This is a genomic window from Mariniflexile sp., from assembly GCF_052728615.1.
On the sequence record NZ_JBFVFE010000018.1, the window covers coordinates 19,702 to 34,964 of the forward strand.

General features: G+C 35.5%; 15 protein-coding genes. 11 read left to right on the plus strand and 4 right to left on the minus strand.

Annotated elements, in window-relative coordinates; translation table 11 throughout:
• From ACU1LP_RS08850 to ACU1LP_RS08860, 3 genes are all read left to right on the plus strand, one after another.
• Positions 1 to 381, plus strand: coding sequence for a TraR/DksA family transcriptional regulator (locus tag ACU1LP_RS08850; protein ID WP_445732563.1), 381 nt, complete (start codon positions 1 to 3; stop codon positions 379 to 381).
• A 105-nt stretch (positions 382 to 486) separates the two neighbouring features.
• Complete coding sequence (locus ACU1LP_RS08855; protein WP_445733533.1) at positions 487 to 1,107, plus strand: lipoprotein signal peptidase; 621 nt, start codon at positions 487 to 489, stop codon at positions 1,105 to 1,107.
• 94 nt (positions 1,108 to 1,201) lie between these two features.
• Entirely contained in the window at positions 1,202 to 3,091 is a 1,890-nt protein-coding gene (locus tag ACU1LP_RS08860; RefSeq protein ID WP_445733534.1) for a hypothetical protein, read from the plus strand.
• On the opposite strand, the gene ACU1LP_RS08865 is transcribed toward ACU1LP_RS08860, so the two are convergent.
• Genes ACU1LP_RS08865 through ACU1LP_RS08880 form a run of 4 tightly spaced genes read right to left on the minus strand, consistent with a single transcriptional unit; the run spans position 3,088 to position 5,945 of the window.
• Positions 3,088 to 3,651 carry a 5-formyltetrahydrofolate cyclo-ligase gene (locus tag ACU1LP_RS08865; RefSeq protein ID WP_445733535.1) on the minus strand — a complete coding sequence of 188 codons (564 nt, stop codon included), beginning with the start codon at positions 3,649 to 3,651 and terminating at the stop codon, positions 3,088 to 3,090. The genes ACU1LP_RS08860 and ACU1LP_RS08865 overlap by 4 nt on opposite strands.
• 6 nt (positions 3,652 to 3,657) lie before the next feature.
• The gene (locus tag ACU1LP_RS08870; RefSeq protein ID WP_445733536.1) at positions 3,658 to 4,632 is read right to left on the minus strand and encodes a succinylglutamate desuccinylase/aspartoacylase family protein; all 975 of its coding nucleotides are present in this window, start codon (positions 4,630 to 4,632) and stop codon (positions 3,658 to 3,660) included.
• A 12-nt stretch (positions 4,633 to 4,644) separates the two neighbouring features.
• Complete coding sequence (gene rimK, locus ACU1LP_RS08875) at positions 4,645 to 5,523, minus strand: 30S ribosomal protein S6--L-glutamate ligase (protein WP_445733537.1); 879 nt, start codon at positions 5,521 to 5,523, stop codon at positions 4,645 to 4,647.
• Positions 5,520 to 5,945: an ATP-dependent zinc protease family protein gene (locus ACU1LP_RS08880; protein WP_445733538.1), complete on the minus strand. Its 426-nt coding sequence runs from the start codon at positions 5,943 to 5,945 to the stop codon at positions 5,520 to 5,522. Before ACU1LP_RS08880 ends, rimK begins: the two co-directional genes overlap by 4 nt.
• Before the next feature lie 117 nt (positions 5,946 to 6,062).
• On the opposite strand from ACU1LP_RS08880, the gene uvrC reads away from it, so the two are divergent.
• The 8 genes from uvrC (at position 6,063) to ACU1LP_RS08920 (ending at position 15,184) form a co-directional block, all read left to right on the plus strand.
• A complete protein-coding gene (uvrC, locus tag ACU1LP_RS08885) occupies positions 6,063 to 7,856 on the plus strand; it encodes an excinuclease ABC subunit UvrC (protein WP_445733539.1) in 1,794 nt (597 codons plus the stop codon).
• A gap of 30 nt (positions 7,857 to 7,886) precedes the next feature.
• Positions 7,887 to 8,297: a hypothetical protein gene (locus tag ACU1LP_RS08890; RefSeq protein WP_445733262.1), complete on the plus strand. Its 411-nt coding sequence runs from the start codon at positions 7,887 to 7,889 to the stop codon at positions 8,295 to 8,297.
• A gap of 74 nt (positions 8,298 to 8,371) precedes the next feature.
• A complete protein-coding gene (locus ACU1LP_RS08895; RefSeq protein ID WP_445733540.1) occupies positions 8,372 to 10,615 on the plus strand; it encodes a patatin-like phospholipase family protein in 2,244 nt (747 codons plus the stop codon).
• Positions 10,616 to 10,847: 232 nt separating this feature from the next.
• Complete coding sequence (locus tag ACU1LP_RS08900; RefSeq protein WP_445736083.1) at positions 10,848 to 12,002, plus strand: homogentisate 1,2-dioxygenase; 1,155 nt, start codon at positions 10,848 to 10,850, stop codon at positions 12,000 to 12,002.
• A 134-nt stretch (positions 12,003 to 12,136) separates the two neighbouring features.
• Positions 12,137 to 13,273 (plus strand): 4-hydroxyphenylpyruvate dioxygenase, encoded by a 1,137-nt coding sequence (gene hppD / locus ACU1LP_RS08905; RefSeq protein ID WP_445733541.1) that lies wholly within the window; start codon positions 12,137 to 12,139, stop codon positions 13,271 to 13,273.
• 405 nt (positions 13,274 to 13,678) lie between these two features.
• Entirely contained in the window at positions 13,679 to 14,110 is a 432-nt protein-coding gene (locus tag ACU1LP_RS08910) for a TerB family tellurite resistance protein (RefSeq protein ID WP_445733542.1), read from the plus strand.
• Between the two features lie 132 nt (positions 14,111 to 14,242).
• On the plus strand, positions 14,243 to 14,587 hold the full coding sequence (locus ACU1LP_RS08915) for a hypothetical protein (RefSeq protein WP_445736084.1): 345 nt from the start codon (positions 14,243 to 14,245) through the stop codon (positions 14,585 to 14,587).
• A 96-nt stretch (positions 14,588 to 14,683) separates the two neighbouring features.
• A complete protein-coding gene (locus ACU1LP_RS08920; protein WP_445733543.1) occupies positions 14,684 to 15,184 on the plus strand; it encodes a hypothetical protein in 501 nt (166 codons plus the stop codon).
• The last annotated feature ends 79 nt before the right edge of the window (positions 15,185 to 15,263 follow it).

Here is a 15,263-nt window from a genome sequence, read left to right on the forward strand (position 1 = left end):
ATGAGTTTAGATTTAAATGTAAGATATTCTGATAAAGATTTAGCAGAATTTAAAGCACTGATACAAGATAAAATTATCAAAGCACAGCACGATTTAGAGCTTATTAAAAGTGCGTACATGAACGACCATAACAATGGCACCGAAGATACATCGCCCACCTTTAAAGCCTTTGATGAAGGAAGTGAGGTAATGAGCAAAGAGTCTAACTCGCAATTGGCCATTCGCCAAGAAAAGTTTATTCGCGATTTAAAAAATGCTTTAATTAGAATTGAGAACAAAACGTATGGGGTTTGCAGGGTTACCGGCAAATTAATTGCGAAAGAGCGATTAAAATTAGTGCCCCACGCTACCTTAAGCATTGAAGCAAAAAACATGCAATAACATGGTTTAAATGATATATTTTAAACGTCTCGACTTATAAGCGAGACGTTTTTTATTTTTTAAATCACCTATTCAATCGTAAATCAGAAATCGTAAATCGTTTTCATGTCCTTAAAAAAATCAATACTGCTAATCGTCATCATTTTGCTTATAGACCAAATAAGTAAAATATACATTAAAACACATTTTAAACTTCAAGATAACATAGAAGTATTCAGTTGGTTTCAAATCTATTTTATTGAAAACGATGGGATGGCTTGGGGAACAAAAATCAGCGATTTTGTCTCGTTTATTTCTGATAGAACAGCCAAAGTTATTTTAACGCTATTCCGGGTTGTAGCCATATTTGGTATTGGATATTGGCTATACGATACTACAAAGAAACAAGCATCCAAGGTTTTGATTGTGGCCATTGCTTTCATATTTGCGGGGGCTTTGGGAAATATTGTCGATTCCGTTTTTTATGGTATATTATTTGAAGACAGTTTTAACCAAGTTGCCAGATTTTTACCGGAAGCTGGCGGTTACGACACTTTTTTGCACGGACGTGTTGTAGATATGCTGTATTTCCCGCTTTTTGGAATAGACCTACCAACATGGGTTCCTTTTTATGGGGGCAAGCGTTTTAATTTTTTCGAGCCCGTTTTTAATGTTGCCGATATGGCAATAAGCACAGGATTTTTAATGCTTATCGTTTTTAATAAAAAAGCGTTTTCAAATAAATAAGCCATTAAAAAATATAATAAGTAAGTATTTTATACTTTTACAGTATTTACTATATTTATGTTTTAATAAAAAATATTCTCTCAAACTCTTAATAATGAAAGGCAAATTTCTATTCGTCATCGCTTATGTACTGTTCAGTTCACACATAGCGTGGTCCCAAAACACGTTCGATATTGTTTTCAATGCTAATGATAGAGACCAGAAATGTAAAGAGTGCATTCAAGCATTCCGCCAAAAACCCAAAGAAGCAAGGTATTCCATTACAAGGGAAAACGATGATCTTTATTTTGAGGTAAATGATAGAAATTGGTTTAATACCGTGTTTAAAAATGCAGATGATGGACTTGCCATAGATATTGTTTTAAAAAACAGGTACAGCTGTGCGCTGCTATTTGTTGAAAGCAATCAAATAAAGGGCCTTTTATTAAAGCCTGTTTATTCCCAAGAATTAAAAGAGGGTTTAAAATTTGGCGGACAAAATACGTATCGGGTAAAAGTCGGGAAAATACCTAAAGCGCTTCTTAATGCCAATGTAGAATATAACATTCTATTTTTAGGGAAAAAAAATCTGTGCCAATATTACGTCACCTATGATTTGGAATATTATTCATGGGACTTGTTGGACATGGGGATGTATTTGGACGATTTAACTTATGGTACCAAACAAATTAGATCGTCCTCATCCGCTGAAGGCACAGCCATTAGAAACAAAACATTAAAGTTTATTGTTCCGTTTAAAAAAAATAAATCCAATTATTCCCAGGCAGATATAAAACCCATTTATGATTCTTTAAGATTAACGGATTTTGATATTAAGGCCTTGAATATAAAAGTGTATGCCTCTATTGAAGGGATATCCAGCAGAAATGTTGAATTACAAAAGGAACGAGGCAATAGTGTGGTTGCTGCTTTACAAGCATACCAAAAACCAACTATTAAAACGGTGGTGTCTTCATCAGAAAACTGGGTTGAATTTTTTAATGATATTGAGGGCACCAAATACGAGTATTTAAAATCGCAGGCCAAGGAAGAGATTAAAAAGAACATAGAAGGTTCCGTTTCAAGAGATATGGAATATATTTTAAAAAACCATAGAAAGGCTGTTATTGAGTTGGAATTGGAAAAAAAAGAAAAGCGTAAAATAGAGTCTGCCAGCACGCTTGTAAATGAATTTAATTCAGCCGTATCTGAAGGAAAAATTGATTTAGCGAAAGACATACAAAATTCCATTTTTGAAAAAATAAGGATACAAGAAGCTTCTCCCGATATTCTGCGGGATATGGATATACCAAGGCAGGCTAAAAACGCCAAACTAATCAATAAAAATGCGGCTTATAAATATATTTTTGATGAAAGGCAGGCTTTGATTGTTTACAACGAATTGCTGGATCTAGAAAAACTGGTACCGAAAGATGGTGAAGTAAAATACAACATAGTGGTCATGGAAATAAGGCTGTGGCGCTATAAAGCCATCAATATTGATGAATCTACTTTGGTAAAGGAAATAAATGCACTAAAAAATTACGGGATAGATAAATCGCTCATTTCAAGAATGATGTCAAACTTCCATATTGTTATTTCCGATAAATTTATGAGGAATAGGGATTTTGACAACAAGGACAAGTCCGTGGAGTACGTAAACAATAACTATAAAAATTTTACCTTATCGGATTACGATTATTTAAGTTTGGCCCAGTTTTTTAGTCTCTATGGCAATTCTGATTTAGCCGTTAAGCTGTTGGAAAGAAAGGCAAGAAGTATTGATATTGACGAAAACCTCCTATTTTATTATTTAAACTTAACATTAATTGATAAAGACCTTACCAAGGAGCCCAATTACCGGACTATTTTGTTGAATGCTTATAATATGAATAATGAACGGTTCTGTAAATTGTTTAATTCTGTGAATGATGGCGGGGTCACATTTCAGTTGTTGGATAATGAATTTCTACGAAAAACGTATTGCGAAAATTGCAGGAATTAATAGCGATAGATTCCAATAGGCGTTACGCAATAGTCTAATGCCATATCGCTTTCAAAAACTTCAGTAATTTCATTTTCCACTTCAAAAAATGACAATCCAATTTTAAGGGTTTCCGGTTTGCAATCCGCTAAAAACCGATCGTAAAATCCTTTGCCATAACCCACGCGGTTTCCTTTTTTATCAAAAGCCAAAAGGGGTATAAAAACCACTTCTATCTTATCATTTGGAATTTTAATACCATCAACCGGTTCGGGAATATTATATCTGTTCTTTTTGATTTTTGTACCATCGGTCAGAAGGAAATGCGTCATCAAACCCGTTTTAAAATCACTTTTGGAAATCACAATGTTTTTATCTTTTCCTGATAAAATATTCAAGATATAATCGGTATTCACTTCTTTTTGTTCTTCAATGGCCAAAAAAATATGATAGAATGAAAATTCCCAAATGGGCAATTTTAAAAGTTGATTGGCAATAGAGATGCTTAAATCGTCAACTTGGGCAGTGGATAAGGTATTACGAAGCGCTTTATATTTTTTCCGTAATTCAGTTTTAAGCATGGTGTTTTAACGTTTGAGTTTTGAGGAAATATGAAACAAAGCATCGCCTTGATATACAATAGGCGATTCATTTACGTTAATAATATACCCCGTATTTGGTGCTTTTACTGCCTGATTTAATTTGCCGTAAGGGTCTGTGATATGTCCTAAAACATCTCCTTTTTTCACGTGGGAACTGATACCGATTGAGGCTCTAAACATACCAGAATGACTAGCACGTTGCCATCTGCTTTCATTAATAAAAACGGTGTCCTTTTTTGGTTTGGAAACATTAAATTTTGTGCTTAACATCCCTAAATGTTGCAAAACACGTTTTGAGCCATTCACACCATGATTGGTTACACTTTCATCTATATGGAACGATTTTCCACCTTCAAAAAGCAACATGGGTTTGCCCAATTTATAGCAAGTGTTCCTGAATGATTTATTTAGATTTTTAGAGTAGAGAACAAAGGGAGCGCCAAACACTTTTGCCAACTCGTTAAGTGACCTATTTTCCTTCATGATACGAAGTTGCGGTGCGTTAAAACGACCGGCACCACCCGTATGGAAATCTATAATGTAATCGGCAATGGGTACAATTTCATGCATTAATTTATGCGCCACCCTACTGGCCAAAGAACCTTCAGACGTTCCTGGAAACACCCGATTCAAATCCCTGCCATCAGGAAACTCGCGTTTTAAATTTATAAATCCGAAAATATTAATTACTGGAATACAAATGATGGTACCTGCTTTTGGTTTGTTAATGCCTTTGGCTATCAATTGCCGTACTATTTCAACACCGTTTACCTCATCACCATGAATGCCCGCCGTAAATAATACAATGGGACCTGGTTTTTTAGCACGTTCTATAATAACGGGAACGTTTATAGGAGAAGACGTGTGAAGATTGGCAACATCAAAATCAATCTCCTTACTTTCACCGGGATATATTTTTGTGTTCAGAATAGTTAAAACGTTGTTGGTAATGGATGTCATTTTATTATAATATTAACTATGTCGGCTTCTTTCAATGTACGTAATAATGCTTTTGGCAATATTTTTGCCCGTAGCCTCCTCAATACCTTCAAGCCCCGGTGTGGAATTTACTTCTAAAAGTAAGGGGCCTCGTGCCGATTGTAGCATATCAACCCCACAAACCGGCAATTTTAGTACACGGGATGCATTGATGGCTAATTTTAATTCAGAGTCGCTTAATTTAATAATATTGGCAGAACCACCGCGATGTAAGTTTGAACGAAACTCGCCTTCTTTTCCTTGGCGCTTCATGGCACCCACTACTTGCCCATCTACTATTAAAGCGCGTAAATCGGCGCCTTTTGCTTCTTTTATAAATTCTTGTACAATAACACGCGCTTCCAAACCATTAAAAGCTTCCAGAACAGATTCGGCAGCATTTTTTGTTTCAGCCAAAACCACCCCTAAACCTTGTGTGCCTTCCAATAATTTTATAATAACGGGGACTCCGCCAACATGTTCAATCACTTCTTCAACATCGCGCGAGTAATTGGTGAAAACGGTTTTTGGCATCCCAATACCTGCTTTACTTAAGCGTTGTAAACTTCTTAATTTATCCCGGGAACGTTGAATGGCATCAGAAGTTGCAATGGTAAACACGTTCATCATTTCAAATTGGCGCACCACGGCACAACCATAAAAAGTTATGGAAGCACCAATTCTGGGAATTACGGCATCTACATAATCCAAATAGCGGTCTTTATAATATATGGTGGGTTTTTCCCTTTCAATAATGATATCGCATTTTAAAGGATCGATCACCTCTATTTTATGACCTCTTTTTTCACCTTCTTCAACAAGTCTGTCGGTGGAATATAGATTGGAATTTCTAGATAATATAACTATGTTCATAAGAATTTTGAATTATAAGAAACATTTTCCAAATCTACATCAACCATAAATTTTCGCTTTAAAAATTGCCTGCCAATTAAAACAGGAAATTTCATGTCGTTGCGTGTGCTTAAAGTTAGGTTAATCTTGTAGGTTTTTCCAAAAAATATGACTTCAGATTTTATTTTATATCGGTCTTCTTTAAAACCATTGCTACTTTTTACATTGGTACGCGAATAGTCATCAAAAATGATGTCGGTCTTACCAAAATTTTGATGTGCGTCACTGTTAAAAATACACCTTAAAGTATTATTTTCTTCAATAATTTCAGAATAATGAATGGTTGAAGTATATGCGCCCGTATCAATTTTAACATCAATATGGAACAATCCCAAATTAGGGAAATCTATTTTATCGACCCTACCAATTATTTTTTTGTTCATTTAATGCTTTTAAAATGTGGGGCAAGGTAGCAAATAGTTAGGTAGCCTCAAAAGTTTAACAGATTTACTCTGTGGTATTTCATTATTAAAAAATTAAAAATAATTACCTTTACGTTAATGGACAAACCTACTTTAGAAATACAATTACAAACCTTACCAAACCAACCGGGTGTGTACCAATATTATGATAAGGATGGCACGCTCATTTACGTTGGAAAAGCTAAAAATATAAAAAAACGGGTCGGTTCCTATTTTACAAAAACGCACGATAACGGAAAAACACGTGTCTTGGTAAAAAAAATAGCCACTGTAAAGCACATTGTGGTCGATACGGAAACGGATGCCTTATTGCTAGAGAATAACCTCATAAAAAAGTACCAACCTAAGTACAATGTGATGTTGAAGGACGACAAATCCTATCCGTGGATTTGCGTTAAAAACGAGCGTTTCCCCAGAGTGTTTTCTACCCGTAGGGTTTTTAAGGATGGCTCAGAATATTTTGGGCCTTACACCAGCATGAAAACGGTGCACACGCTATTGGATTTAATAAAAGGGCTTTATCCGTTACGGACTTGTAATTACGATTTATCGGAAACCAAAATTGAAGCGGGTAAATACAAAGTGTGCTTAGAATACCATTTGGGAAACTGTTACGGGCCTTGTGAAGGTTTTGAAACCGAAACATCCTATCACGAGAATATTAAGGCTATAAAAGAAATTTTAAAAGGAAATTTTAAGGATTCGTTGTCTCAATTTAAAATCCAAATGAAACAGTTGGCGGTAGATATGCACTTTGAGGCAGCCCAAAAAATGAAGGAAAAAATAGAGGTTCTTGAAAATTATCAGTCTAAATCCACTATTGTAAACCCAAAAATAAGTAACGTAGATGTGTTCTCCATTATGAGTGATGAAAGCTATGGGTATGTCAATTTTTTACAGCTCTCCTACGGGGCAATCATTCGGTCGCACACCTTGGAAATCAAGAAGAAATTAGACGAAACCGATGTCGAGTTATTGGAATTGGCTATTATTGAAATCCGTCAGCGATTCCATTCAAATTCAAAAGAAATTTATGTACCTTTTAAAGTGGAGATAGGTGAGGATATTAAAGTAACGTTGCCGCAATTGGGCGACAAAAAACACATCTTGGATTTGTCTTTAAGAAACGCTAAATATTACCGTATGGAGCGGTTTAAACAAGATAAAATTGTAGATCCAGATCGGCATGCCAATAGAATTATGGCGCAAATGAAAGCCGATTTAAGGTTGCCCGAAGAACCGCGGCATATAGAATGTTTTGATAATTCAAACATTCAAGGCACGCATCCCGTTGCGGCGTGTGTGGTTTTTAAAAATGGGAAACCCAGCAAAAAGGATTATCGGCATTTTAACATAAAAACGGTAGAGGGACCAGACGATTTTGCTTCCATGGAAGAAGTGGTGTACCGCCGTTATAAAAGGATGTTGGACGAAGAGCAATCTTTACCACAACTCATCATTATTGATGGAGGTAAAGGGCAATTATCATCAGCATTAAAAAGTTTAAATGTACTTGATTTACGAGGAAAAATAGCCATTATCGGAATTGCGAAACGTTTAGAGGAATTATTCTATCCAAACGATCCAATTCCACTATATTTAGATAAAAAAAGTGAAACGCTTAAAGTGATACAGCAATTGCGTAACGAAGCGCACCGTTTTGGCATTGAGCACCACAGAAATAAACGCAGCAAAACCGCGTTAAATACCGAACTGGAAACCATAACTGGCGTAGGCGAAAAAACCGTGGTGGACTTGCTAAAGCATTTTAAATCGGCTAAACGAGTTGCCAATGCGAAGTTGGACGAACTGGAAGTAGTTGTTGGCGCATCAAGAGCTGAGAAGGTTTATAATTATTATCATGAGAAATGAATCAGTGTTCAATGATAAATACGGGAATATATGAAAATAAAATATAAGAAAAGAAGACTTTACACCAATTTAATAATGGCATGTATCTGGATTGTTTTTGGAATTTTTAATGTATTTGCAGATATAAAAACACGATGGTTTGATTATGGATATTTGGTAATTGGAGCACTTTACTCAATACAATTCTTGTACGAATTTAAAAATCAGTACTTAACCATTAAAAACGGCATTATTAAAAAGAATTCGATTTTTAGAAAGGAAATAAATATGGATGAAATAAACTGGATTAAGAAATTTGCCGGAGAGTACACTTTAAAAACCGATTCAGATGAATTGAAGATTAACACTGATTTTATTGAAGAAGAGTCATTAACAGCATTAAATAAAATTTTAAGCACTTTAAAATTGCCCGTAGAAAGAACACCTTTTGTTAATGTTTAGAGGTATTGATTTTTCATAAAAATCATAAATCAGGCTTTCTCAATAATTTAAAATCAAATACCAAGAACAATAACTTGCAAACCAAAACCACCATATTAATCCTGTGCCTACTTGTATTTCTTTCCGCGAAAGCGCAAAATAATACTCCAGAAAACAGTACGCCAAAAATCGGTTTAGTGTTAAGTGGCGGTGGTGCCAAAGGGTTGGCGCATATTGGCGCCCTAAAGGTTATTGACAGTTTGGGCGTGAAGATTGATTATGTTGCAGGAACCAGCATGGGTGCCATAATTGGTGCACTTTATGCCTCTGGTTATTCGGGCAAACAACTCGATTCCATTTTTCACGAAATAGATTTTGACAGGCTTATAAATGACGATTTACCGAGAGCTTCCAAAGCCTTTTATGAGCGAAATAATTCTGAGAGATACGCTGTGAACTTACCCTTTGAGAATTTTAAAATTAAGTTGCCATCGGCACTTTCCCGTGGACAAAACACCTACAGTCTGTTCTCTAAACTGACTTTGCACGTTAATCAAATTGATGATTTTAGCCAGTTGCCAATTCCATTTTTTTGTATTGCCACCGATATTGAAACAGGTCGGCAAGTACTACTTGACAAAGGTAATTTAACGCAGTCCATCATGGCGAGTGGCGCATTGCCTTCTCTTTTTCAGCCTGTTATCATAAACAATCAAATGTTGATTGATGGCGGGGTGGTCAATAACTATCCGGTGGACGAATTACGTGCCAAAGGAATGGACGTCATTATTGGTGTTGATGTGCAAGACGGATTGGTAAACCGGGAAGAGCTAATTTCGGCGCCCGATGTTTTGGTACAAATAAACAACTTCAGGACTATTAACGATATGAAACGCAAGGTTAAGAAAACCGACATTTATATTAAGCCCGACATTAAGGATTATAGTGTGGTGTCGTTCAGCGAGGGTTCAAAAATCATAGAAAACGGAAAACAGGCTGCTCTTTTAAAACTGGAGGATTTAAAAAAATTAGTCAATACAAATACCAGCCAAATACCACATGAAATCGCCTTGAAAGTGCGTGATAGCATCATAATAAATAACATTGTGATAACTGGAAACAACAAATATTCCAGAGCTTATATTTTAGGAAAGCTTAAATTAAAAAACAATGAAAAGATTAGCTATGCAGATTTTAACAGAGGCATAAACGATTTGGTAGCAACCAATAACTTTGATTCTTTTGAATATCAATTAAAAAATACTGAAAATGGAGAAGGATACAATTTTATTGCTAGCTTGAAAGAAACCAAAATAAGCACTTTTTTAAAATTGGGGGTGCACTTTGATGATTTATACAAAAGTGCGGCACTGGTTAACCTAACCAAAAAGCGCCTTTTATTTGGGAATGATGTGGCATCATTAGATGTTATTTTAGGAGATAACGTGAGGTATAATTTTGAATATTTTATTGATAAGGGTTTTTATTGGAGCATCGGTTTAAAATCAAGATACCATCAATTCAATAAAAATGTAAGTGCGCAATTATTATTGGAAGATTCCGAAATAACAGCTACAGGATTAAATAAAGTGGATGCCGAATTGCAAGATCAAACCAATCAATTTTATTTGCAAACCCTATTCAGAAAAGACTTTGCCTTTAGTGTGGGTGCCGAACATAAGCGTCTTCAAATAAAATCCCAAACCTTATTGGCCACTAATAGAAATAATGAATTTATATTTGAAAACACCGATTATTTAAGCGTTTTTGGAGGCTTAAAACTAGATACGTACAACAATAAATATTTTCCAACAAAAGGGGTTTGTCTTGATGCAGACTTGCACATGTATTTATATGCCAGTCATTTTAATGAAGATTTTCAAAATTTTTCAATAGCAAAGGCAGACATGGGATATGCCTTTAGTGTTTCACATAAATTAGCGTTTAATGTGCAAACTAGTGGCGGGTTTAAAATGGGGGATAAATCAACAAAAACATTGGATTTTGCATTGGGAGGTTACGGCAATAATTTAATCAATAATTTTATTCCTTTTGTCGGTTACGATTTTATTTCCCTTACGGGGAATAGTTATGTAAAGGCGTCTTTAAGTGCCGATTTTGAGATTTTTAAAAAGAACCATATAACGTTAGAAGGGAATTGGGCCAATGTAGATGATGATATTTTCGAATCGGGAGAATGGTTTACGCTTCCCAATTATAGGGGCTATGCTTTAGGCTACGGTATGGAAACGTTTGTTGGCCCCTTACAAGTTAAATACAGCTACTCTCCTGAAAAAAATAAAAGCTATTGGTTTTTTAATGTCGGTTTTTGGTTTTAAAGGTGTTTTTTTTCATTTCCGCGTAAGCGAAAAACAGCAAGTCTTTATTCCCACAGATCATTATATTTGTTAAGTTATGCAACTTTTTTGGCAAGGCCTATTATTATTTCTGCACTTCCTCATCAAGAGAAATCCTGAATGAACATACTTTTTTGTATCTTTATGTATCTAATTGAAGTTTAAGTACTTGAAACTTTTAACTTCTAATATCTAACTTTTAACTTTAAATAAAATGCCTTTTTATCATACATTAGGAAGCATTCCGCCTAAACGCCATACGCAGTTTAGAAAACCAGATGGTAGTTTGTATTCTGAACAGTTATTCGGTACCATTGGGTTTGATGGTATGTACACAAATAGCTACCATGAGCAACGGCCCACACAAGTCAAGAAAATAAAAAAACAATATAGTGTAGCGCCAAAAATTGCCAAAGCAAATAACATACAATCCTACCGTTTAAAAGGATTTCAGGTACAGCCAGAGCAAGATTATTTAGAAAGTCGAAAAACAGTACTTATAAACAAAGATTGCGCCATCATATTGGCAGCACCAAAACAAAGTACCCAAGATTACTTTTATAAAAATACCGATGCGGATGAATTGATTTTCATCCATAAAGGCACAGGAAAATTAAGAACCCATTTAGGAAATCTCGATTTTAAATATGGCGATTATTTGTTGGTTCCCCGAGGCATTATTTATAAAATGGATTTTGATACGGAAGACAATCGACTTTTTATAGTCGAATCGCACCGACCCATTTACACCCCAAAACGTTACCGGAATTGGTTTGGACAATTGTTGGAACATGCGCCGTATTGCGAACGCGATATTCGCAGGCCACAAGAACTGGAAACCTACAACGAAACCGGCAACTTTTTAATAAAAGTAAAAAAGCAGGAGGATATTATTGAAATGGTGTATGCATCGCATCCGTTTGATGTGGTTGGGTACGATGGTTACAACTATCCGTATGCCTTTTCAGTCCATGATTTCGAGCCTATTACAGGGCGCATCCATCAACCGCCACCAGTCCATCAAACTTTTGAAACCGATGCCTTTGTGGTCTGTAGTTTTGTACCGCGTTTGTACGATTACCATCCGCTTTCCATTCCCGCGCCCTATAACCACAGTAATATAGATAGCGATGAGGTGCTGTATTACGTGGATGGCGATTTTATGAGCCGTAACGATGTGGAGGCAGGCCAGATCTCATTGCATCCCGCAGGTATTCCGCATGGGCCACATCCGGGAGCGACCGAACGGAGCATTGGCAAAACAAAAACAGATGAGTTAGCAGTTATGGTCGATACCTTTAAACCCTTAATGGTTACGGAAGAAGGCATGAAAATAGCCGATGACGATTATCATAAATCGTGGATATAGGCCCACCCAACCCTCCCAAAGGGAGGGCTTTTTAAATTTCAACTTAAACAAGAAATAATTGATTTAGGTATAATTAAAGACTCCAATCCCCGTTTGAGTTTCTCCCTTTGGGGAGATTAAGAGGGGCTTATACTATGTATACATTAGAAAAAATATTTGAAGGCGCACAAGATTTTTTGCCCCTTTTAGGAACAGACTACGTAGAATTCTACGTAGGCAACGCAAAACAAGCAGCACACTTTTATAAAACAGCCTTTGGGTTTCAGTCGCATGCCTACAAAGGCTTGGAAACTGGCTCAAAAGATTCAGTAAGTTATGTGCTAAAACAAGATAAAATCCTTTTGGTTTTAACCACGCCCCTAAATAGTAAATCACCCATAAATGAGCATCTAGTAAAGCATGGCGACGGCGTAAAAGTAATAGCACTTTGGGTAGAAGATGCTAGAAAAGCCTACCAAGAAACCACAAGTAGAGGTGCCAAATCGTATATGGAACCTGTGGTAGAAACAGATGACAATGGCGAAGTAGTGCGTGCCGGTATTTACACCTATGGAGAAACAGTACACATGTTTGTTGAACGTAAAAATTATAAGGGCGCTTTTCTGCCCGGTTTTAGGGCATGGAAAAGCGATTACAACCCAGTGCCAGTAGGCTTAAAATATATAGACCACATGGTTGGCAACGTAGGTTGGGGCCAAATGAATGTTTGGGTAAAATGGTATGAGGATGTTATGGGGTTCGAAAACTTTTTATCGTTTGACGATAAACAAATCCATACCGAATATTCCGCGTTAATGAGTAAAGTAATGAGCAATGGCAACGGGCGCATAAAATTCCCCATAAACGAACCCGCCAAAGGCAAAAAACGATCTCAAATTGAAGAATATCTCGATTTTTACGAAGGTGCGGGCGTACAGCATATTGCGGTGGCAACAGATGATATTATAAAAGCAGTAACCCAATTAAAAGCACGAGGCATCGAATTTTTATCAACTCCACCCGAAGCCTATTATAAAGCGGTTCCTGAAAGATTGCATGAACATAACCACGAATTAAGGGAAGACATAGAAACCCTTAAAAGCTTGGGCATTATGATAGATGCCGATGAAGAAGGCTACTTATTGCAAATCTTTACAAAACCCGTGGAGGACAGACCTACGCTGTTTTTCGAAATCATTCAACGTATGGGCGCACGCGGTTTTGGAGCCGGAAATTTTAAGGCACTTTTTGAATCTATTGAAAGAGAACAGGCCAATAGAGGCACCCTTTAAATACCACAAATATATTCTGGTTTATAGACTATCAAAAAAGTCTGTTTTTATACTATTGCGAAGAACAACTTGTCCCATTATTTTTCGGGAAAGTGATCTATAGGTTGTTAGTAATCGATCAACCAATTACTTCACTGCTCCCGATAGCTGTCGGGTGCGTGGGAATGCCCAAAGAAAGAGTTTTAATCAATTTTCCGATCATTCCCTGACGCTTGTGCCGAAATAAAAAAGAATTCCTATTTGATACCTCGTACCCTTGGGTCGAAGTAATTCATTGCCGTTTAAAAAAAACAGATTTTATTTGCTATCTTAGATAAAAGGAATGATTTTAATATATTTTTCACGTGTTTGAATACAAAAAAAACGAAAAAAATATGTAGGTTTGCACCACAAAAAAAATAATATATGTCGTTTTCAGATTTATTTGATAGTGGATTTAAAAAGCGTAATGAAGACCATTTTGCAGCTATTGTACGTGTAGCCATGAATGATGGTATCATTACCGCAGAAGAAAAAGCATTTTTGGATCGCTTAGCGCATAATTTAAACATTAGTGCAGAAGATTATAAAATAATTTTAAAGGATTATAAATCGCATCCCATAAACCCACCGTTATCTTATGATATCCGTTTAGAGCGTTTGTATGATTTGGCACGTATGGTTTATGTGGACCATATTAAAGATGACCATGAGGAACTCTTGCTTAACAAAATTGCTGTGGGACTTGGGTTCCATCCTGAAAACGTGAAGTATATTGTGGACAAAGCCTTAACCTTAGTGAAAAATGGGGTGGATTTAGACACTTTTATGGATGAAATCAAAAATATGAATAGGTAATTTTACCTTGTATTAAATTATAAAAAATGTGAACTAATTGGTTCGCATTTTTTTTTTGATATCCATTCACTAAAAATTATCATTTTTTTAACAAACTTTATTATACATTTACGTTTTGTAATTTAGTGATACATGCTAAAAATTAACTGTTTATTTTTAACGGTTACGTTAAGTTTCTTCTCGTTATTTCTGTTTAAAACAGAAAGCAACCTGTCATATAAATCTGTTAGCCATCCGCATGATATTAAAATTGACCGTTCAGTTAATGCCTCTGCCATCTCAATCAATAATTCTTTTGAAGAATTAGTAAGTTTTGAGAAACTGAAAAAACAAAACCATGTAAATTATTCAGAATCGTACAAGCCTTTAAACAAGGTGCTATTAGAAAACAACTCAAATTATTTAAAAGCCTGCGATTTCTTCAATTTAAATTTAACCATTAGCAAAATAATATACCCGTTTCATTCCTTCTTGTAGCCTATTGTTTTTGCACCATTCAACAAAACCTCCATCATAGCAATGATTCGTGAGGGTCTTAACAATTCAATAAATAATAATCCAAAAAAACACAAGATGAAAACTTCAGTAGTAATTCTTTCCATAATTTTAACTTTAAGCGTATTCCTTCCTTTTTTATATTTTATTTTAAACGGAACAAGAAATACTGTAAGCACAAAAAAACTCATAAATTCTTCATTAAAAGATAGCGGCATTGTTTATGGTCTTAAAGAGATATGGCGTAAAAATTTTATTGGCATAAGTAATGACCATAAAATATTGACCAACGTATATTTTGAAACAGGACATCCAATAATTATCAATATTAATATAGCAGAGATTAAACAATGCCATGTTGTAAAAAATTACAACTACGATAAAAAAAAGATAACGGGCTTAAAAAATTTGCATTTGGAAATATCCTATAAATCTTCAGGCAAGTCCAATACCATCATCAATTTTTTTGATGTAGATACCGATTTAATAGAAGATTTTGAGCTTCAACGCATTGAAAAATGGCAAAAACTGATTGCAGACGCTATATTAGAACAACATGCGTTTAAAATGGCTTCTTAAATTTTAGAATAATTGCTTGTCATTGCGAGGCCCAAGAAAAAAATTTCAAGCGGTAAAAATGACATTTCATAAATAATTG